The organism is Variovorax paradoxus (assembly GCF_000834655.1).
GTDB classification, from domain to species: Bacteria; Pseudomonadota; Gammaproteobacteria; order Burkholderiales; family Burkholderiaceae_C; genus Variovorax; species Variovorax paradoxus_F.
Genome location: NZ_JXQQ01000045.1, coordinates 98,964 through 120,041 on the forward strand (window position 1 = coordinate 98,964; position 21,078 = coordinate 120,041).

At 68.3% G+C, this 21,078-nt stretch carries 16 protein-coding genes; 6 read left to right on the plus strand and 10 right to left on the minus strand.

Annotated elements, in window-relative coordinates:
- Positions 1-40: 40 nt before the first annotated feature.
- The 6 genes from RT97_RS19525 to argE form a co-directional block, all read right to left on the minus strand.
- A complete protein-coding gene (locus RT97_RS19525) occupies positions 41-1,993 on the minus strand; it encodes an acetyl-CoA carboxylase biotin carboxylase subunit (protein ID WP_042580467.1) in 1,953 nt (650 codons plus the stop codon).
- On the minus strand, positions 1,990-3,600 hold the full coding sequence (locus tag RT97_RS19530; RefSeq protein ID WP_042580468.1) for an acyl-CoA carboxylase subunit beta: 1,611 nt from the start codon (positions 3,598-3,600) through the stop codon (positions 1,990-1,992). Before RT97_RS19530 ends, RT97_RS19525 begins: the two co-directional genes overlap by 4 nt.
- A 73-nt stretch (positions 3,601-3,673) precedes the next feature.
- Positions 3,674-4,453 (minus strand): MHYT domain-containing protein, encoded by a 780-nt coding sequence (locus RT97_RS19535; RefSeq protein WP_042580469.1) that lies wholly within the window; start codon positions 4,451-4,453, stop codon positions 3,674-3,676.
- Positions 4,454-4,585: 132 nt separating this feature from the next.
- Positions 4,586-6,292, minus strand: a complete 1,707-nt coding sequence (locus RT97_RS19540; protein WP_042580470.1) for a hypothetical protein — start codon at positions 6,290-6,292, stop codon at positions 4,586-4,588.
- A gap of 125 nt (positions 6,293-6,417) precedes the next feature.
- The gene (locus tag RT97_RS19545; protein WP_253278271.1) at positions 6,418-7,671 is read right to left on the minus strand and encodes a DUF445 domain-containing protein; all 1,254 of its coding nucleotides are present in this window, start codon (positions 7,669-7,671) and stop codon (positions 6,418-6,420) included.
- Between the two features lie 167 nt (positions 7,672-7,838).
- Positions 7,839-9,005, minus strand: a complete 1,167-nt coding sequence (gene argE, locus RT97_RS19550) for an acetylornithine deacetylase (protein WP_042580471.1) — start codon at positions 9,003-9,005, stop codon at positions 7,839-7,841.
- 100 nt (positions 9,006-9,105) lie between these two features.
- Here argE and RT97_RS19555 point away from each other — a divergent pair, with 100 nt between their 5' ends.
- The 3 genes from RT97_RS19555 to RT97_RS19565 all read left to right on the plus strand — a co-directional run bounded on the left by RT97_RS19555 (position 9,106) and on the right by RT97_RS19565 (position 12,708).
- Positions 9,106-10,302, plus strand: a complete 1,197-nt coding sequence (locus RT97_RS19555) for a glycerophosphodiester phosphodiesterase (protein WP_042580472.1) — start codon at positions 9,106-9,108, stop codon at positions 10,300-10,302.
- Between the two features lie 109 nt (positions 10,303-10,411).
- Positions 10,412-11,617, plus strand: a complete 1,206-nt coding sequence (locus RT97_RS19560) for a M20 aminoacylase family protein (RefSeq protein ID WP_042580473.1) — start codon at positions 10,412-10,414, stop codon at positions 11,615-11,617.
- Complete coding sequence (locus RT97_RS19565) at positions 11,614-12,708, plus strand: M14 family metallopeptidase (RefSeq protein ID WP_042580474.1); 1,095 nt, start codon at positions 11,614-11,616, stop codon at positions 12,706-12,708. Before RT97_RS19560 ends, RT97_RS19565 begins: the two co-directional genes overlap by 4 nt.
- 100 nt (positions 12,709-12,808) lie before the next feature.
- Here RT97_RS19565 and RT97_RS19570 read toward each other — a convergent pair whose 3' ends face one another.
- Complete coding sequence (locus RT97_RS19570; RefSeq protein ID WP_042580475.1) at positions 12,809-13,936, minus strand: ABC transporter substrate-binding protein; 1,128 nt, start codon at positions 13,934-13,936, stop codon at positions 12,809-12,811.
- A gap of 51 nt (positions 13,937-13,987) precedes the next feature.
- On the opposite strand from RT97_RS19570, the gene RT97_RS19575 reads away from it, so the two are divergent.
- Genes RT97_RS19575 through RT97_RS19585 form a run of 3 tightly spaced genes read left to right on the plus strand, consistent with a single transcriptional unit; the run spans position 13,988 to position 17,482 of the window.
- Positions 13,988-16,057: a molybdopterin-containing oxidoreductase family protein gene (locus RT97_RS19575; RefSeq protein ID WP_042580476.1), complete on the plus strand. Its 2,070-nt coding sequence runs from the start codon at positions 13,988-13,990 to the stop codon at positions 16,055-16,057.
- The gene (locus RT97_RS19580) at positions 16,054-17,175 is read left to right on the plus strand and encodes an aminopeptidase (RefSeq protein ID WP_042580477.1); all 1,122 of its coding nucleotides are present in this window, start codon (positions 16,054-16,056) and stop codon (positions 17,173-17,175) included. Before RT97_RS19575 ends, RT97_RS19580 begins: the two co-directional genes overlap by 4 nt.
- A complete protein-coding gene (locus RT97_RS19585) occupies positions 17,168-17,482 on the plus strand; it encodes a polyhydroxyalkanoic acid system family protein (RefSeq protein ID WP_042580478.1) in 315 nt (104 codons plus the stop codon). Before RT97_RS19580 ends, RT97_RS19585 begins: the two co-directional genes overlap by 8 nt.
- 90 nt (positions 17,483-17,572) lie before the next feature.
- Here the strand turns inward: RT97_RS19585 and RT97_RS19590 are convergent, their stop codons facing one another.
- Genes RT97_RS19590 through RT97_RS19600 form a run of 3 tightly spaced genes read right to left on the minus strand, consistent with a single transcriptional unit; the run spans position 17,573 to position 20,966 of the window.
- Positions 17,573-18,310, minus strand: coding sequence for an SDR family oxidoreductase (locus RT97_RS19590; protein ID WP_042580479.1), 738 nt, complete (start codon positions 18,308-18,310; stop codon positions 17,573-17,575).
- Positions 18,307-19,833: an FGGY-family carbohydrate kinase gene (locus tag RT97_RS19595; protein ID WP_042580480.1), complete on the minus strand. Its 1,527-nt coding sequence runs from the start codon at positions 19,831-19,833 to the stop codon at positions 18,307-18,309. The genes RT97_RS19590 and RT97_RS19595 overlap by 4 nt, the downstream gene beginning before the upstream one ends.
- A complete protein-coding gene (locus RT97_RS19600; RefSeq protein ID WP_042580481.1) occupies positions 19,830-20,966 on the minus strand; it encodes a zinc-binding dehydrogenase in 1,137 nt (378 codons plus the stop codon). Before RT97_RS19600 ends, RT97_RS19595 begins: the two co-directional genes overlap by 4 nt.
- Between the last annotated feature and the right edge of the window lie 112 nt (positions 20,967-21,078).

Genomic DNA, 21,078 nt, shown 5'->3' on the forward strand with positions numbered 1-21,078 from the left:
AAAGGCTTTCAGGAAATCGGGAAGAGGGCGGCGGCCGCCGTCATGCGTCGGCAATCTCCGCCACCACATGGCGCGCGACCACCTGCGCGCCGACGGCCACATGCAGCGCGGCGACGCGGCCGGCCCGCGGTGCGCAGTGCACGTGCTCCATCTTCATCGCTTCGAGCGTGAGGAGGGGCTGGCCTGCAGCGACCGTGTCGCCCTCGGCCGCAAGCAGCGCGATGACGCGGCCGTTCATCGAGGCCCGCAGCAGGCCGTCGCCGCCCGCTGCGCCGGCGCGAGGCACTGGCACGTGCGTGAGATCGTCAAGCTCGAAGGCCTGGCCTCGGAAGTGCATCCACAGGCGATTGCCGGATTCGCGCACCGACATGGTTTGCTCGGAAACACCGTCGCACGAGAAGCGCACGACGCCGTCGCCGGGCAGCGCGAGCAGTTCGATGCGCACAGGCGCGGTGGCATCGATCGCGACATCGAAACGGCCCCTGCCCTGCGGCGTCACGCGCGCCGCATGCACCTTGCCGTCGAGCGCAAAGCGCAGCGCGTTGGGCAGCGTGTGTGCGAGCGGCGAAGGCCAGCCGCGTTCGCCCAGTTGAAGCAGCAGCGCGGCAAGCAACGCGGCCTGGTTTTCAGTCGCGGTATCGGGCGCGAGCAAGGCATCGAGATGCTCGGCGACGAAGGCCGTCGTCGCCGCACCCTCGGCAAATGCCGCATGCGACAGCGCGCGCTGCAGAAATTGCTGGTTGGTCGCGATGCCGAGCGCCACCGTGTCGTGCACGCCCGAAATCAAGCGCTGCCTCGCTTCTTTGCGGGTGCGGCCATGCGACACCAGCTTGGCGATCATCGAGTCGTAGAACGGCGGTACCGCCGCGTCATCGCGCAATGCGTGTTCGGTGCGAAGCGCCGGCGACGGCCGCCACGCGGCGAGCGTGCCGCTTTGCGGCATCAAGCCCTGCTGCGGGTCTTCGGCGCAGAGGCGCACCTCGATCGCGTGGCCGCGCATGCGCACGTCCTGCTGCGTGAGCGGGAGCGGTTCACCGGCGGCAACGCGCAACTGCAACTCGACCAGGTCGAGCCCCGTCACCGCCTCGGTCACCGGGTGCTCCACCTGCAGCCGCGTGTTCATTTCCATGAACCAGTAGCGGCCCTCGGCATCGAGCAGGAATTCGAGCGTGCCCGCGCCCTCGTACGCAATGGCCTTCGCCGCCGCAATGGCCGTCGCGCCCATGCGTTCGCGCAGTTCGGCGGACACGGCCGGCGAAGGCGATTCCTCGATCACCTTCTGATGCCGCCGCTGCACCGAGCAGTCGCGCTCGCCGAGGTGGATCGCGTTGCCGTGCCGGTCGGCGAACACCTGGATCTCGATGTGGCGCGGCGCGGCGATCGCGCGCTCCAGGATCACGGTCGCATCGCCGAAGGCGTTGAGCGCCTCGGACTGTGCGCTCTGCAGCAGTTCGGCAAAGACCGCGGCCGAGGGCACGAGCCGCATGCCGCGCCCGCCACCGCCGGCGGTCGCCTTGATCATCACGGGCCAGCCGATGCGCGCGGCTTCGGCGGCGAGCGCGGCTGCGCCCTGGTCTTCGCCCTCGTAGCCGGGAATGCACGGCACGCCGGCCGCCTGCATCAGCCGCTTCGCACCGGCCTTGTCGCCCATCGCGCGAATCGCTTCGGGCGAGGGGCCGATGAAGATGAGGCCCGCATCGCGGCAGGCCTGCGCGAACCCGGCGTTTTCCGCGAGAAAGCCGTAGCCGGGATGCACGGCCTGCGCGCCGCTGGCTCGCGCGGCCTCGATGATCGCGGCGATGTTCAGGTAGCTCTGCGCGGGCAGCGATTCGCCGATCCACACGGCCTGGTCGGCTTGCCGCACGTGCTCCGCGTCGGCGTCGGCGCTCGAATACACGGCCACGGTGCGATGGCCCATGGCGCGCGCGGTGCGCATCACGCGGGCCGCAATTTCGCCGCGGTTGGCGACGAGGATCTTGTTGAATGCGCTCATGGCCGCGCCACCGAGAACTGCATCGCCTGCGGCACGCGCGCATCGGCATCGCGGCAGATCGACAGAACCTCGGCCAGCACCGCGCGCGTGTCGCGCGGGTCGATCACGCCGTCGTCCAGCAGCATCGCGCTGGTGGTGAACACGCTCATCTGCCGGTCGAAGCGCTCGACGATCTGCTGGCGCATCGCGTCGATCTTCGCGTGGTCGACCGCGCCTTTTCGCGCCATGCCGGCCTCCATGACGATGGCCATGGTCCTGGCGGCCTGCTCGCCGCCCATCACCGCGGTGCGCGCGTTCGGCCACGAGAAGCAGAAGCGCGGCGCGAAGCCGCGGCCGCACATGCCGTAGTTGCCCGCGCCGTAGGAGGCGCCGCAGTGCAGCGTGATCTGCGGCACCGTCGCGCTGGTCACGGCCTGGATCATCTTGGCGCCGTGCTTGATGATGCCGGCCTCCTCGTGCGCGCGGCCCACCATGTAGCCGGTGATGTTCTGCAGGTAGACGATCGGCGTGCGCGACTGGCAGCAAGCCTGGATGAAGTGCGTGGCCTTGGTGGCGCCGTCGGAGTCGATCGGGCCGTTGTTGGTGACGATGCCCACCGCATGGCCTTCGAGCCGGATGTGGCCGCAGACGGTGGCGCTGCCGTAGTGCTCGCTGAATTCGAGGAAGTCGGAGCCGTCCGCGATGCGCGCGATGACTTCGCGCATGTCCACCGGCCGTCGGCCGTCGCCGGGCATGATGCCCAAAAGGTCTTCGGCGTCGTAGCGCGGTGGCGCGAAGGTGCGCGGTGCTTCGCCGCGGGCCCAGTCGATGCCGCCGAGGATCGCGCGCGCGATGCGGACGGCGTCTCGGTCGTCTTCGGCCAGGTAGTCGCCCAGGCCCGAGATGTGGGTGTGCATCACGGCGCCGCCGAGTTCTTCTTCCGTGGCGATCTCGCCGGTGGCGGCCTTGAGCAGCGGCGGACCTGCGAGAAAGGCCCGCGTGCGGTCGCGCACCATCACGATGTAGTCCGACAGGCCCGTCTGGTAGGCGCCGCCCGCGGTCGAGGAGCCGTGCGTCACCGTCACCACCGGCAGCCCCGCGGCCGAGAGGCGTGCGAGGTTGCGAAAGATGCTGCCGCCGCGCACGAAGTCCTGCACGCGGTACTGCATGAGGTTGGCGCCTGCGCTTTCCACGAGCTGCACGTAGGGCAGCTTGTTCTCCAGCGCGATCTCCTGCACGCGCAGCTGCTTGTCCAGGCCCATGGGCTGCAGCGCGCCGGCATCGATGCCCGAATCGGAGGCGCTCACCATGCAGCGCACGCCCGCGACCTGGCCGATGCCCGAGATCAGCCCGCCGCCGGGCACGCTCTTCGACAGGTCGGGGTTGTCGTGGCCGAGGCCCGCGAGCGAGGCCAGCGGCAGGAAGGGCGCGCCGGTGTCCAGCAGCAGCGCGATGCGTTCTCGCGGCAAGAGCTGTCCGCGCTTGGCGAATCGCTCGGCCGAGGCGCCCGAGGCGGCCGCGGCGCGGGCCTCGTGCGCACGCACCTGTGCGAGCAGTTCGAGCATGCCGGTGCGGTTGGCCTGGAAGGTGTCGCTGGCCGATGGCAGCCGGGATTCGATGGCGGGCATGGAGTCTGGGCAGGTCGCAGGTTTTCGCTCTGCACGGACTTTAGGGGGCGGGCCATTGGCCCGCTTGCGCCAACTAGCTGGTGCGGGCGCGGTGCGAGGCGGTGGGCGCGGGTGCGTCCAGGCTGCTGCCGGTCACCACCCAGAAGATGAAGATCAGCACCGCGCCGGCCGTGCCGAACACCGACAGGCCCATGTAGTTGCCGCCGATGGCGAGCGCATCCGTGGGGGCCACGGCCGTGCAGATCATGCTGGCGGCGCTCATGCCCACGTAGTGCATCGTGCAGACCGCCAGGCCCATCACCGCGGCAGCGGCGATCTGGTGGGTGAGTTTGCGCAGGTTGAACGCCAGCCACAGCGCGGCCGCGGCGGCGGTGATGGCGATCGCCACCGACAGCGCGACGGTGCCGGTGTCGAACTCCATCGAGGCGCGCATGTTCATCGCGAACATGCCCATGTAGTGCATCACGCACACCCCGAGGCCGGCCAGCAGGCTGCCAGCCAGCCAGCCGGGCTTGCTGAACTTGCGCCGGCCGCCGGCCAGATACAGGGCGATGCCGGAAATGAGGATGGCGGCCACCAGCGACACGATCGTCAGCGGCATGTTGTACGAAATGGCCACCGGCAGCCGGTACGCCAGCATGCCGATGAAGTGCATCGACCAGATGCCGATGCCGCCCAGTGCCACCGCGGCGCAGGCCACGGCGGCCAGGTTGGGCCTGCCGTCGGCGCCGACCATGCGCCCCGCGCAGATCAGTGCCACGAGCGATCCCGCGAACGAGATGAGGAATGAAAGCGCCACCAGCCCCAGGGAGTACTCGGGCGACAGCAACTGGCCTACGACGAGGGGAGTCATGCGGTTTTTCCTTTCAAGGGAAACGCCCGGCAGCCCTCGAAAACCCGATGTGATCGGGGCGCATTGCGGCGTCCCGGCCAGTTTGTAATATTTGTTTTTAAAAGTAAATCGAAATCTGTACGTATGGTTACCCTACCTTACGGCACGAATTCGATATATCGCATTGTTACGATCTGCGCTCACGTAGACCGTGCCGTCGCGGCCCACGGCCACGCCCGTGACCACATACGGCGGAGGCAGTCCGGGCCCCGGCGCGAGGCCGATCGGCAGGTTGTCGGCGATGGTTCGCCGGGTTCCGTTGGCCGGGTCGATTTCGACAAGCCGCCGCGCCGCGCTCTCGGCCACGATGAAAGTGCCCCATGGCGTCTGCGCCACGCCCTCGGGCAACGCGAGGCCGTCGACGATGGTGCGCAGCGGCGCGCTGGCATCCAGCGGAATGCGCAGCAGCTTGCCGGCGGCCTCGGTGACGTAGAGCGCGCTGTCCTGGCCGATGACCATCTGCACCGGGCCGCCCAGTCCGCTAGCAAGCACTGACTTTTCTGCAAACTTCGGCCCGCTGGCGCGCGTGATGCTGCCGGTGGCGAGTTCCGCGTAGATCACGCTGCCGTCGGGCATGGGGATCGCGTCGAACGGCGCCTTCAGGCCATGGATGGTTTCGACGGTCTTGAGCGTCTGGCGGTCGACCAGCTGGACCGTGCCGGTGAACCACGAAGCCAGCGCGAAGCGCGTGGGCGACAGGCCGACCGAGAAGGGATAGTCGAGCTCGGGCTCGCGCTGCATGCGGAACACGTCGCGCACTTCGCCGGTGCGCACGTCCACCTGCCGGAAGCCGAAGACGTCGGCCACCCAGAGGTCGTTGCCGTCGATCTTCATGCCGGCCGGCACCGCCACCTTGCCGGTGGTGAGGGTGCGCAGCTCTCCGGTGGCGGGGTTGAAGGCCTGCACCTCGTTGTTGGCCATGTTCGACACGTAGATCGTGCCGTCCGTGGCAATGGCCAGGTTGTCCAGCGAGGGCCGAAGCTGTTTCGCGACGGTCTTGCGGCCGGTGGCCAGTTCCACCCGCACTAGTTCGCCGCTGCGCGCATCGGCCACCCAGAGGTTGCCCTTGCCGTCGAGATTGGCCGCGGCCGGGATCTTGAAGCCATCGGCGATCACGGCCATGTGGCCATTGGCCGGATCGATCTTCACGACCTGGCCCTTGAACCACAGCGGCCCGTAGAGCATGCCGTCGGGCCCGACCTCGAAACCGTTGAAGCCGCCCATGTCCTTCTTGATGAGGCGCGGCGGCTTCTGGCCGGTGCGGTCGATTTCCCACAGCGCATCGCCCAGGAACACCTGCGAGGCGTAGAGCTTGCCGCTCTTGCGGTCGAAGTCGAGCGAATTCAGGCCGGGCAGGTCCTTGGCGAGCACGCGCATCGGCGCGGTGTCGCTCTCGCGGTAGCGCAGCATGCCCATGAGGTAGTTGGTCCAGGCCAGCTCGCCGTTGGGGCCGACCGCGATGTCGTCGGCCTGGCCTTCGGGGGCGTCGATCAGCACCTTGGCCTTGCCGGTGGTGCGGTCGACTTCCCACAGCGTGTTGCCGAGCACCGAGCCCGCGAGCAGCCGACCCTTGGCATCGATGGCCAGCCCGTGCACGCCCGAGAACGACGACGGCGGCACCAGCGCCTCCGGTGCGGCCCACGAGGCGGGCCGGGCGGTGGATGGCGCAGAGGGCGGCGCCGGTGTCGGCGAGGTGGCGGGCACGGTCGTGGACGCAGGCGGTGCGAGCGTGCTGCAGGCACCCAGCAGGGCGAGCGTGGCGATCAGCGCGGCGGCGGCGCGCAGCGGGCGACGGGGCATGTCTTCTTCTCCTTCTTGTGAATGCGCGCGCAGTCTAGAAGGAGGAAGGGGTGGTCGCGCAGTCTTTCCCGGGACATGCGCACTTTCGTCCGCTGCGGATTACCCGCAGCGCGTGGGCTTTATGCTCACCCGCGCAGCAGCTGCGTGACGGTGTGGATCAGGAGGCCCACCAGCCCGCCCACCAGCGTGCCGTTGATGCGGATGAACTGCAGGTCGCGTCCGATGTGGCGCTCCAGCTCGAGCGTCATCTCCTGGGCGTTCCACTCGCCGACCCGCTCCTCGATGTAGCGGCGGATGTCCTCGCGGTAGCGCTCGATGGCCAGCGGCGCGGCGGCCTCGATCTGCTCGTTGATCCAGCGGCGGATGGCCTCGTCGGCCTGCAGCCGCGTGCCCAGCGCGCCGGCCATCGACGCGATGCGCTGGCGGATCGTCGAATCGCTGCGGCGCAGGTCGGCGTCCAGCCACGCCAGCAGTTCGCCCCAGAGCCCGTGCAGGTAGTCGCCCAGCGCCGGGTGCGCCATCAGCTCGGCGCGGATCTGCTCGCCGCGCTGCTGGAATTCCGGGTCGAGCTTCAGGCGCACCACGAAGTCGTCCACGAAGTGGTCGAAGCGCTTGCGCATCGGGTGGTCGGGCTCGGCCGCGAGTTCGCCGATGGTGTGCGCCACGGCCGCCACGATCTTGCGCGTGGCGAGCTTGGCCGCGACCTGGTCCAGGCCCACGTAGCGCAGCGTCTTGATCTCGCGCGCGATCGCTTCGGTGATGTGCGCCTGCACCTCGTCGCCTTCGAGCAGGCCCGCCACCTGCTGCAGCACGTCGTCCAGCAGCGCCTGGTGGCGGCCGCCCGCGGTGAGCGCATCGAGCGCCTGGCCCGTGAGGCGCGAGAGGTCGATCTTGGCCAGGCCCGCCGCGGCGGCGCGGCCCATGAAATCGCGCACCCGGTCGTCGTCGAAGGCGGCGAGGCCGTAGCGCGTGGCGGCCACGCCCCATTCGCCGAGCTTCTGGCCGCTCGCGGGGCGCGCCAGCCAGTCGGCGATGCGGCTGGCGGTATCGAACTCGCGCAGCTTGGCGAGCACCTGCGCGGTGCTCAGGAAGTTGTTGCAGATGAAGCCCGCGAGCTTCGCGCCGATCCGGTCCTTGTTGCTCGGGATGATCGCGGTGTGCGGAATCGGCAGGCCCAGCGGATGGCGGAACAGCGCCACCACCGCGAACCAGTCGGCAATCGCGCCGACCATCGCGGCCTCGGCGAAGGCGGCCACGTAGCCCCAGGCCGGATGCTGCGCATGCAGCGCGCTCGCCACCGCATAGAGCAGCGCCGCCGCGCACAGCAGGCCGAGCGCGACGCGCTTCATGCGCCGCAGCGCATCGGCATCCTTGGTCAACTCAGTTTTCCATCAGTCCATCGCACGCTGCGCGCCGCACGACACCGTCACGGCCAAGGCCAGGCACACCGCCGCGGAACCGGCTTTGCCGGGCCGCTGGTGTGGCCCCCTGAAAGGGGGTTGGCGAAGCGACACGAAGTGCGCGAAGACTGGGGGTAAGCGGCATTTCAGCCAATGGTGTGTGACGTGGCGAGGCGCTCCATGAACAGCTCGCAGCGCGCGAGTTGCTCCAGGCTCACGAACTCGTCGGGCTGGTGCGCCTGCTCGATGCTGCCCGGGCCGCACACCACCGTGGGGATGCCCGCGTTCTTGAAGAGGCCCGCTTCGGTGCCGAAGGCCACCAAGGTGGTGCGGTCCTCGCCCGCCAGGCGCTGCGCGAGCAGCGTGACCGGGTCGCTGGCCGCGCCGAGGAAGCTGGGGATCTCGCAGATCGTCTCGAACTTGAAGCCCGCATCGGGCGCCACCTTCTTCATCGCCGGCTCCAGGCCCGCGGCATAGGCCAGCACATCGGACTGCATGCGCTTGGCGTCGGCCGTGGGCAGGTCGCGGAACTCATAACGGAACTCGGCGTCGCGCGGCACCACGTTGTCGGCGATGCCGCCGTGGAACTGGCCCACGCTCGCGGTGCTGAAGGGCACGTCGAAACCTTCGTAACGGGGCTCGCTGCGCTCGAAGTCCTCGGCCATGTCGCGCACCTTGCCGATCACGCGCGCGGCCATCTCGATGGCGTTGACCGACTTGGGCGTGAGCGACGAATGCGCCTCCTTGCCCCGCACGCAGCACTTGTAGCGGTACACGCCCTTGTGGGCGATGGCCGGCACCATGCTGGTGGGCTCGCCCACGATGCAGGCCAGCGGCTTGATGCCCGCGTCGCGCATGTCGGCGATGAGTTCCTTCACGCCGAAGCAGCCGATTTCTTCTTCGTAGCTGAAGGCGAAGTGCACGGCGAAGGGCGAGTCGCTCTCGAGGAAGCGCTTGGCGTTGGACAGCGCGATGGCGATGAAGCTCTTCATGTCGGCCGAGCCGCGGCCGTAGAGGCGCTCGTTCTGCACCACGGCCGAGAGCGGGTCGACGCTCCAGTCCTGGCCGTCCCAGGGCACCGTGTCGGTGTGCCCCGAAATGATCACCCCGGCCGGCTTGCCCTCGCCGAGCGTGGCGAAAAGGTTCGCCTTGGTGCGCTCGGCGTTGTAGGTGATGCGGCTCTTCACGCCGAGTGCGGCGAGGTGGCTCTGGGCGAGGTCGATCAGCTGCAGGTTGCTGTTCTCGCTCACGGTGTTCATGCGCACCAGCGACTGGGCCAGTGCGAGGCTTTGGGGGGAAAGCGTGTGGGGCATGCAACAGATTGTCCAAGAAGTCGATGCCCCGCGTCTTCGGTGGTTCCGACTGTCATCCGCAGCGGGTACCCTGCGCCTCTTTTGGATGGAGAAAAAAACCATGCGCACCCTTCAGATCGCCCTGACCGCCACCGCCGCCCTGTGCGTTGCGGCCTGCAGCGGCACCGGCCCCTCGGGCGGCCCCGCCAAGCTGCTGACGCTGGACGGCAACCCGCCGCTGGTCATTGCCCACCGCGGCGCCTCGGGCTACCTGCCGGAGCAGACGCTGGAGGCCTACACGAAGGCCATCGAATTGGGTGCCGACGTGATCGAGATGGACCTGGTCTCCACCAAGGACGGCGTGCTCATCGCCCGCCACGACCCCAACCTGGCCATCAGCACCGACGTGGCCAAGCACGCCCGCTTCGCCTCGCGCAAGAAAACCATCAAGGTCGACGGCGAAACCCAGACCGGCTGGTTCAGCAACGACTTTACGCTGGCCGAGATCAAGACGCTGGGCGGCATCTCGACCGACGCAGAACGCCCGCAGGAATTCAACGGCAAGTTCAAGATCGTGACCTTCCAGGAGATCATCGATTTCGCCAAGGCCAAGTCGAGGGAAACCGGCCGCACCATCGCGATCTACCCTGAAACCAAGAACCCGACCTACTTCCGCGACCTGGGGCTGCCGATGGAAGACAAGGTCGTCGCCGCGATCGACGCGGCCGGCTGGAACAGCAAGACCGCGCCGATCTACGTCCAGTCGTTCGAGCCGGGCAGCCTCAAGTACATGAAGGCCAAGGGCCTGAAGACCAAGCTCATCCAGCTGATCGACGGCGACGGCATCGACATGAAGACCGGTGCCATGACCTATGCCATTCCGGTGGACCGCCCCTACGAATGGACCAAGGCCGGCGACAAGCGCAACTTCGATGTCATGGTCACGCCCGCGGGCCTGGCCGAAATCAAGACGTACGCCGACGGCATCGGCCCGTGGAAGCGCTACATCGTGACCATCAAGGGCAGCATCGGCCCCGATGGCAAGCCGATCGACGTGAACAAGGACGGCAAGATCAACGACGCCGACGCCACCTCGGTCTCGCCCACCACGCTGATCGCCGACGCCCACAAGGCGGGCCTGTTCGTGCATCCCTTCACCTTCCGGAACGAATCGCGCCGCCTGGCGGCCGACTACAACAAGGATGGCAAGAACGAGTACGCGATCTATTACAAGCTCGGCGTGGACGGCGTGTTCACCGACTTCACCGACACCGCGATCGCCGCGCGCACCGAGTACCTGAAGAGCCTCGGCCGCTGAGTTTCTGTTCGCGAAACACCGCGGAACCGGCTTTGCCGGGCCGCTGGTGTTGCCCCCGGCAGGGGGAAGGCGTAGCGTGGGGGCGTGCTTTTTGCATAGACTGTGTCCTATGAAACTCATCGATTCGCTCGTCACGCAGGCGGCCGGCATCGCCGCCGTCCGACGTGACCTCCACGCCCACCCCGAACTCTGTTTCGAAGAAGTCCGCACCGCCGACGTGGTGGCAGGCAAGCTCACCGAGTGGGGCATTCCCATTCACCGGGGCCTGGGCACCACCGGCGTCGTGGGCATCGTCAAGAACGGCACCAGCAACCGCGCAGTCGGCTTGCGCGCCGACATGGACGCACTGCCCGTTACCGAACTCAACACCTTCGCCCACGCCAGCAAGCACCAGGGCAAGATGCACGCCTGCGGCCATGACGGCCACACCGCGATGCTGCTCGCGGCCGCCCAGCACCTGGCCAGGAACCGCAATTTCGACGGCACCGTGTACCTGATCTTCCAGCCGGCCGAAGAGGGCGGCGGTGGCGCCCGCGAAATGATCAAGGAAGGGCTCTTCGAGCAGTTCCCCATGGACGCGGTCTTCGGCATGCACAACTGGCCCGGCATGAAGGCCGGCCAGTTCGCCGTGAGCCCCGGCCCGGTGATGGCCTCGGGCAACAAGTTCTTCGTCAACGTGATCGGCAAGGGCGGCCATGCGGCGCTGCCGCAGACGGGCATCGACCCGGTGCCGATCGCCTGCGAGATCGTGCAGGCGTTCCAGACCATCCTCACACGCAAGATGAAGCCGACCGACTCGGCGGTGATCTCGGTCACCACCATCCATGCGGGCGAAGCCAACAACGTGATTCCCGACAACTGCGAACTCTCGGGCACGGTGCGCACCTTCTCCATCGAGGTGCTCGACATGATCGAGGCCAAGATGCGCCAGATCGCCGAGCACATCTGCGCGGCGCACGACGCGACCTGCGACTTCCGCTTCGAGCGCTACTACCCGCCCACCATCAACACCGAGGCCGAAGCCGACTTCGCGCGCGAGGTGATGAGCGGCATCGTCGGCGCCGAGAACGTGCTCAAGCAGGAGGCCGCCATGACCTCCGAGGACTTCGCCTTCATGCTGCAGGCCAAGCCCGGTGCCTATGCCTTCATCGGCAACGGCGACGGCGCGCACCGCGACGTGCACCACGGCGAAGGCCCTTGCACGCTGCACAACGCGAGCTACGACTTCAACGACGATCTCATTCCCCTGGGCGCCACCTGCTGGGTGCAGATCGCCGAGCAGTTCCTGAACAAGCCCGGCGGCAACGTTTCATGATCGGCATCGGCGAGGCTTTTTCGCCGCGCTACGCCCAGGCGCGCCAGAAATTCCTGCAGGGCTGCGTGGCAGCGGGCCTCACCGTGCAGCCGCATGCGCACCCGCTCAAGGGACGCGACGGCGAAGATCTTTCGATGGACGTGGCGCTCGATGGCGATGCCAACGCCGAGCGCCTGCTGATCGTCACGAGCGCCTGCCACGGCGTCGAGGGCCATTGCGGCAGCGGCGTGCAAGTGTTCGCGCTGCACGACGCCGAATGGCGCGACAAGGCGAAAGCGCAGGGCGTGGCGGTGCTCTACGTGCACGCGCTCAACCCGCATGGCTTTTCGTACGGCCGGCGCGTCACGCACGAGAACGTCGACCTGAACCGCAACTTCATCGACTTCTCGCAGCCGGCACCGGTCAACGAGCCCTATGCCAAGCTGCATCCGCTGCTGCTGCCCGACACCTGGCCGCCGACGCCCGAGAACCAGGCGGCCGTCGAGAAGTGGATCGAGAAGCACGGCGCCACCGCCTACCAGGCAGCCGTGACCAGCGGCCAGTACCAGTTCGACGATGGCCTCTTCTTCGGCGGCAAGGCGCCCACCTGGAGCAACAAGACCATCCGCGGCGTGTTGCGCCGCCATGCGGGCAGTGCAAAGCGAATCGCCTGGATCGACCTGCACACGGGGCTCGGCCCCAACGGCCTGGGCGAGCGCATCTATGCAGGCAAGGACGACAAGACCGCCTACGCCCGCGCCAACGCCTGGTGGGGCACGCCTGCGGCGCCCGTCACCTCGATCTACGACGGCTCGTCGACCTCGGCGCTGCTGCGCGGGCTGATGTGGGATGCCGTGTACGAGGAATGCCCGCAGGCCGAGTACACCGGCATCGCACTCGAATACGGCACGCTGCCGATCCTGGAGGTGACCGGGGCCCTGCGCGCCGACCACTGGCTGCACAAGCACCCCGATGCGCCGGCCGACCTGGCCGACGGCATCCGTGCGCGGATGGTCGAGGCGTTCTACACGGACACCGATGCCTGGCGCGGGCAGATCGTGAGCCAGGCGCGGCAGGCGATGTTCCAGGCGGTGGATGGGTTGAGCGCCTGAGCTGTTCGTCGCTGGTTCGGAGCGGCGAAGCCCCGGGGGACATTCTCGGAGGGGAGTACCCGATGGCCTGCGCACACGCCCCGGACAGGAGCCCCAGGAACTAGGTCCGAACCCGCCCGTCGCCCGTCAGCATCGACAGCTCGACGAACTTCGACCCCACATGGTTCTTCGCCGAGAACGACACCTCGAAGCCGCCGAACTGCTGCCGGTCGATGCTCTCCAGCCCCGCGACGAGGCTGTCGCGCGTGACCTTGCCCGAGGCCTTGCGCAGCCCCTCGGTCAGCACCTTGGCGGCCAGGTAGCCCTCCATGCTCGAGAAGTTCGCGCTGGCGCCGCCGCCCGCCTTGCGCACGGCATCGACGAATTCGCGCGTGATCGCGTTGGCCGGGTTGTAGGGCGAGGGCACCACCTGCGTGACCATCACGCCCGCCGCCTCCTTGCCGAGCTCGTCGGCCAGCGCCTGCGTGCCCACGAACGACAGGTTGATGAAGGTGCCGCCGTAGCTCGCCTTGCGCGCCTCGCGGATGAACGCGGCGCAGGCCTTGTACGCGCCCACCTGCACCACCGCGTCGGGCTTCGCGCCCACGATGGCCTTCACAGCCTGCGCCACGTCGGCCGAATTGCGCTCGACCGTGGCCATGGCGATCGGCTTCAGATCCAGCTGCGAGAGCGCCAGCGTCACCCCGTCGAGCCCGGCCTTGCCGTAGGCATCGTTCTGGTAGAAGACCGCGATCTTCTTCAGGCCCAGGTGCGTGAGCTGCTTGACCATGAGCGCCGTCTCGTCGTTGTACGAAGCGCGCAGGTGGAACACGTTCTTGTGGAAGGGCTCCCGCAGCGACATTGCGCCGGTGAACGGTGCGATGAAGGGCACCTTGTCCTTCACCGCCAGCGGCAGCGCGGCCAGGCTGGTGGGCGTGCCGATGTAGCCGAAGAGGGCGAACACGTCCTCCTCGATCAGCTTTTGCGTGTTGGCGGCGCAGCGGTCGGGCTCGTAGCCGTCGTCCAGGTTCTTGATCACCACGTTGCGGCGGCCGGGTTGGGCGTTGTACTGGTCCAGGAACACCTTGGCGCCCTGGTGGAACTGGATGCCCAGCTGCGCGGCCGGACCGGTGAAAGGCGCGGACTGGCCCAGCACGAGGGGCGCTTCGGCCTGGGCCTGCGCGATGCGAAAGGTGCCGAGCGTTGCGGCGGCCCCGATGGTCAGGGAAAAATGCCTGCGATTCACCATGGTGAAGAACTCCCTCTGCGCGTTTTTCCGCACTCAAATTAGACTTGTCCGATGCCCCACGCAACGGACTCCCCGGAAGCCAAGACTTCCGCGACACCAACACCCCAGACCACCACCGTGCTGGGCGCCTGCCCGCACGATTGCCCCGACACCTGCGCCCTCGTCACCACCGTTCGCGACGGCGTGGCCGTGAAGCTGCAGGGCAATGCCGCCCATTCGCACACCGGCGGCGTGCTCTGCACCAAGGTGTCGCGCTACATCGAACGCAACGACCATGCCGAACGGCTGGTACAGCCCCTCAAGCGCGTCGGCCCCAAGGGCAGCGGCCAGTTCGAGCCGGTCTCGTGGGACGCTGCGTTGGACGACATCGCCGCGCATCTTCGGTCATTGCACGCCGATCCGGAAGCAATTCTCCCCTACTCTTATGCGGGCACCATGGGGCTTGTGCAGGGCGAGTCGATGGACCGGCGCTTCTTCCACAAGCTGGGGGCATCGCTGCTGGACCGCACGATCTGCTCGATGGCCGGCGGCGAGGCCATGGTCCACACGCTGGGCGGCAAGGTCGGCATGCGGATCGAGTTCTTCGCCGAAGCCAAGCTCATCCTGATCTGGGGCAGCAACTCCATCGCGAGCAACCTGCATTTCTGGCGCCATGCCCAGGCCGCCAAGCGCGCAGGCGCTCGGCTGGTGTGCATCGATCCGCGCAAGACCGAAACCGCCGACAAGTGCGACGAGCACATCGCGCTCCTGCCCGGCACCGACGCCGCATTGGCCTTGGCGCTGATGCACGAGCTGATCGCGCACGACTGGCTCGACCACGACTACATCGCCAACCACACGCTGGGCTGGGAGCAACTGCGCGAGCGCGCGCTGCAGTGGCCGCCTTCTCGCGCGGCCGAGGTCTGCGGCATTCCCGAGGCGCAGATCGTCGCGCTGGCCGAGGCCTACGGCACGACCAGGCCCGCGGCCATTCGGCTGAACTACGGCATGCAGCGCGTGCGCGGCGGCGGCAACGCGGCCCGCGCGGTCGCCTGCCTGCCGGCACTGGTGGGCGCCTGGCGCGACCGGGCGGGCGGGCTGCTGCTGAGCAGCTCGGGCCATTTCCCGGTCGACCGCGCCGCGCTGCAGCGCCCCGACCTGCTCGACGGTCGCCGACCGCGCACCATCAACATGAGCACCATCGGCGATGCGCTGCTCGACGAGGCCAAGCCGGTGAAGGCCATCGTGGTCTACAACAGCAACCCCGTCGCGGTGGCGCCCGATTCGTCCAAGGTGGCGGCCGGCTTTGCGCGGGAAGACCTCTTCACCGTGGTGCTGGAACAGTTCCGCACCGACACCGCCGACTACGCCGATTACCTCCTGCCCGCCACCACGCAGCTGGAGCACTGGGACATCCACACGAGCTACGGCCACACCGACGTGCTGCTGAACCGCCCCGCGGTCGCGCCGCGCGGCCAGGCCCGCAGCAACGCCTGGGTGTTTCGCGAACTGGCGCGCCGCATGGGTTTCGACGAGCCCTGCTTCTCGGACGACGACGAGGCGCTGTGCCGCACCGCGTTCGCCGAAAGCGCCATCGACTACGCGCAGATACTCACGCAAGGCTTCACCAGCGTGAAGCTGCCCGAGGCGCCGTTCGCCGAAGGCCGGTTTCCCACACCCTCGGGCCGCTGCGAATTCTTCAGCGCGCGCCTCGAAGCCATGGGCATGGACGGCGTGCCCGACCACGTGCCCAACTGGGAGCCCGCCGGCAGCTCGACCGAGTTTCCGCTCGCGATGATCTCGCCGCCCGCGCGCAACTTCCTCAACTCGACCTTCGTCAACGTGACGAGCCTGCGCGCCATCGAGGTCGAGCCGCTGCTGGAGATCCACGCGGCGGATGCCGCCGCGCGCGGCATCGAGGACGGCGCCATGGTGCGCGTGTTCAACGGGCGCGGCGAGCACCGCTGCCGCGCCGAGGTGTCGCGCCGCGCGCGCCAGGGCGTGGTGCACGGCATGGGCATCTGGTGGCGCAAGTTCGGCGGCGACGGCACCAACGTCAACCAGCTCACGAGCCAGCGGCTCACCGACATCGGGCGCGGCCCCACTTTTTACGACTGCCTCGTCGAAGTCGAACGCTTGTGAAGGCGCTCCCGGTACTGACACTGACCGGCGCCCTGTTCCTCACGGGTTGCGCGGACCTCGGCTACTACTGGCAATCCGCCAGCGGCCACATCGGCATCATGCGGGCGGCCAAGCCCGTGCCCGAATGGCTCGCGGACCCGGCCACCTCGGCACCGCTCAAGGCCAAGCTCGAATTGACGCAGCGCATCCGCACATTCGCCTCGACCGAGCTCGGCCTGCCCGACAACGCCAGCTACAAGTCGTATGCCGACCTGCACCGCCCCGCCGCCGTGTGGAACGTGGTGGCCGCGCCGCCGTATTCGCTCACGCTCAAGAGCTGGTGCTTCCCGGTGGCCGGCTGCGTGGGATACCGCGGCTACTACAGCGAGGACGCGGCCAAGGCCGAAGCCGAGGCGCAGCGCGCGCTCGACCTCGAAGTGGCCGTCTACCCCGTGCCCGCGTACTCCACGCTCGGCTGGATGAACTGGGCCGGCGGCGATCCGCTGCTCTCCACCTTCATCGGCTATCCGGAAGGCGAACTCGCGCGCCTCGTGTTCCACGAGCTCGCGCACCAAGTGCTCTACGTGCCGGGCGACACGATGTTCAACGAGTCGTACGCCACCGCGGTCGAGCGCATCGGCGGCGGCATGTGGCTGCGGCGCGAAGCCGGCGAGGCGGCGCGCCGCGAGTACGCGCAGTTCGACGGCCAGCGCCAGGAGTTTCGCGCGCTCGCCCTCAACACGCGCCGCGCGCTCACGCAGGTGTACGAGTCGCCCGAGGCCAGGGCCAAGAACTGGAGCGCCGTCGAGGCGATGAAGAAGGCCGCGATGGCCGACTTCCGCGCGCGCTATGCCGAGCTGAAGAAAGGCTGGCCCGGCCCGCGCCAGGGCGCCTACGACGGCTGGGTGGCGCGCGCCAACAATGCGGCCTTCGGCGCGCAGGGCGCGTACGACGACCTGGTGCCGGCTTTCGAGGCGCTGTTCGAGCACGAGGGCCGCGACTGGCCGCGCTTCTACACTGAGGTCCGGCGCATCGCCGCGCTATCGACCATGGAAGAGCGCCGGAGCGCCCTGCAGGCCGCCACCGGCATCCTGCAAACCCATTCCAGCGACAACAACAACGGAGATCACGGTGCCTGACATCCATATCGAGAGAAACCACACGCTGGGCATTGCCGGCGCCCGCGAAGTCGCGCGCCAGTGGGTGCAGCAGGTCGAGCAGGACTACGGCCTGGAGTGCACCTACACCGAGGGCAAGACCTGCGACGTCGCCCAGTTCAGCCGCCCGGGCATCGACGGCACGGTCGAGGTGACCGCCGACACCTTCAAGCTCGAGGCCACGCTGGGCTTCCTGTTCAGCAGCTTCAGCGAGCAGATCGAGCAGAAGATCTCGCGCAACCTGGACGCGCTGCTCGATTCGCCCGGCGGCGGCACGCGGTTTGCCTGAACGGATTCGCCAGGACAAACCCGTTCACGCCGAGCTTGTCGAAGCGCCGCGCAAGGCTTTGGCAACCTCGGCCCGCACGATTCATTCGCGTCAAACGATCGTGTAGCCGCCATCGACCGGCAGCGCCACGCCGCTGACCATCGACGCGCCATCGGACAGCAGGAAGAGGATCGGTGCGACCACCTCCTCGACCTGCGCGAACCTCCCCATCGGAATGCTCCTCAGGGCCGCCGCGCTCTTGGCCGGATCGGCCCACGCCTGCTCGGCCATCGGCGTGAGCGTCACGGTCGGATTCACGCTGTTCACGCGGATGCCATGCGGCCCGAATTCGAGGCACAGCGAGCGCGTGATCGCATCCATCGCTGCCTTCGATGCGCAGTAGCAGAGGTGCGCATCGAGCGCGACCAGCGCAGCCTGGCTCGACACGTTGACGATGCTGCCGCGCACGCCGGCAGCGATCATCGCCTTGCCGCAGCGCGAAGCCACCAGCGCCGCGGCGCGCGCGTTGACGGCCATCACGGCGTCGAAGCTCTCGGCCTGCAGGTCGAGCGCGGATTCGAGCAATGCGATGCCGGCGCAGTTCACCACGAGGTCGAAGGCCGGCAGCGGGGCGAGCGCGCGTTCCAGTGCGGCCGCATCGCCGACGTCGATCACCAGCGGCGTGCAGCCCGCCTCCGCGTGCAGCGCATCGAGCGCCGCCGCGTTGCGCCCCACGGCCGTCGCCGCCGCGCCCGATTTTGCGAGCCGCACCGCCACCGCACGCCCGATGCCGCTGCTGGCGCCGGTCACGAGTGCGCGCCGGCCGGAAAAGTCGAAGGAGGTCGTCATGTCAGCCGGTGCATCGCATCGCGCAATGCGGGGTAGAGGGATTTGTAGATATCGAAGCGTTCGCGGTAGATCGCCTGCGCCGCAGGATCGGGCCGCGCGCGTTCCACCAGCGTGACCCAGCCGCGCTCGGCCGTCGCCGCATCGACCAGCCCCGCGCCGAGCGCCGCGAGCATCGCCGCACCGAGGGCGGCCTCGACCTCTTCCTCGATGGTGAACACCGGGTAGCCGGTGATGTCCGCGACGATCTGCATCCAGAGGTCCGAGTGCGCCGCGCCGCCGACCACGATGAGGTGGTTGTCCAGCGGCTGGCCGCTCCGGCGGCCGGCCTCGATGTTGTGCTGCAGCGCGAAGCTCACGCCCTCGAGCACGGCGCGATAAAGATGCGCGCGGCTGTGCGCGAGCGAGAGGCCGATGAATGCGCCCTTGGCCTGCGCGTCCCAGATCGGGCTGCGCTCCCCCATCAGGTAGGGCAGGAAGACCAAGCCCTCCGCACCGGGCGGCACATCGACGGCTTGGCGCTCGATCAATATGTGCGCGTCTTCGCCGGTGCGCGCGGCCTCGGCCACCTCGGCCTGGCAGAAGGCTTCGCGAAACCAGGTGACGGCCGCGCCTGCGGTGATCGCGCCGCCGAACACATAGCTGCGGTCCGCGCCACGGTAGACGTGCGGCATCGTGATGAGCTTGTGGCGCGCATCCACCGTCGGGCTCACGAAGCCCCAGCACATGCTGGTGCCGATCATCGCGACGTGGTCGCCGCTGCCGGTCACGCCCGCGCAGAACGTGGCCACCGCCGCATCGACGCCGCCGGCCATCAGCGGCATGCCTTCGGCGAGGCCGAGCTTCGCGGCCCATCCGGCATCCAGGCCGCCGACCACGTCGCTCGATTCGACCAGGCGCGGCGGCATCATGCGCGCCGGAATGCCGAGCATGGCAAGCGCTTCCTCCGACCAACGGCGCCCTGCCGCGTCGTACACGCCGCCGATGTTGCCGGCCGAGCTGTGATCGACCGCGAGCTCGCCGGTCAGTCGCCAGTTGATGTAGCTGTTGGGCGGCACAAACCAGCGCGTCTTCGACCACACCTGGGGCAAATGCTCGCGGATCCACAGCATCTTGGTGAAGCCGTAGTAGCTGTCCACGCCGTTGCCGGTAATGGCCTGCAGTCGCGCGACATCGACCGCCGCGTTCACCGCATCGACCTCGGCAGTGGCGCGGCGGTCCATCCAGATGAGGCACGGGTGCAGCGGCTGCATCGCCTCGTCCACCGGGATGCCCGCGCCGCCGTAGAGGCTGCTCACGCACATCGCGGCGATGTCCGCGGGCGCGATACCGCTCCTGGCCACGCAGGCACGCACGCTCTCGCACACCGCATCGAACCACACCTCGCAGGCCTGCTGTGCCCACAGCGGCTTCGGCGTCTCGGGCTGGTAGGCCACGCTCGCCTGCGCATGCACCCTGCCGTCGATGCCGACCAGCAGGCACTTGGTGCTCTGCGTGCCGATGTCGACGCCGATGACGTACTTCATGGCACCGCGCGGGGCTGCGGCTTGAGCAGCACCTTGATCGAGTCGAGCGAGTTGGCCAGCGCGAAGGCGCGCTCCCATTCGGTGAGCGGAAAGTCGTGCGTCACGATGCCTTTCGATGTGACGAGCCCGCGCGCCAGCAGGTCGATGGCGATCGGGTAGCAGTACGGGCCCAGGTGCGCGCCGCGCACGTCGAGCTCCTTGCGGTCGCCGATGATCGACCAGTCGGCGCTGGTCTCCGAGCCGAACACGCTGAACTCCACGAAGCGGCCGAGCTTGCGGATCATCTCCAGCCCCTGCGTCACGCCGATGGGCGCGCCGGTGGTCTCGATGTACACGTCGCAGCCGTAGCCTTCGGTCAGGCCCTTGACGATGGCGTCGGCGTTCTCGGTCTTCGGATTGATCGTCACGTCCGCGCCGAACTCCTTCGCCAGGGCAAGGCGTTCGGGCACGAGGTCGATCACGATCAGCTTCTTCGGCGTCTTGAGCCGCGCGGCCTGCACCATCATCAGGCCGAGCGGGCCGGCGCCGGCGATCACCACCACGTCGTCCAGCTGGATGTCGCCGCGGTTCACCGTGTGGATCGCGCACGAGAGCGGCTCGATGATGGCCGCGTCTTCCAGCGAGATGCCGTCGGGGATCCTGTGCACGCGCGAGGTCGGCGGCAGCCGCATGTAGTCGGCCATGCCGCCATCGGCCACGATGCGCTGGAAGCCGAAGATGTTGTGCACCTCGCACATCCAGTACTTGCCCGAGGTGCAGAAACGGCACTTGCTGCAGGGCACGATCTGCTCGGCGATCACGCGGTCGCCTTTCTCCACGCCGAAGTGTTCGGCCGCGCCTTCGCCGAGCGCCTCGACGTAGCCGAAGAATTCATGGCCCGGGACCACGGGCGCCTTGACCCATGAGGGCTGGCCGTCGCCGCCCCAGAACATCTTTGCGCCCGAGTGGCATTTGCAGTCGGAGGCGCAGATGCCGCAGGCGGCGATGGAGATCAGCAGTTCGTTGCGGCCGATGGTGGGCATCGCAACGGTTTCGAGGCGGTAGTCCTTCGGGCCGTGGCACACGACGGCCTGCATGGCCGCGAGTTCGCCGATGGCGCCCGAGGCGCCGGGCTGGAGCTTTTGATAAGACATGGGTTCCTTGTGGTCAGAGGGGGTGTTGGGTATTGGTTGGGCTTTTCTCCCTCCCCCTTTGGGGGAGGGCAGGGGTGGGGGCAAGCGGCGTCACCACTGGGCACGCTCTGCC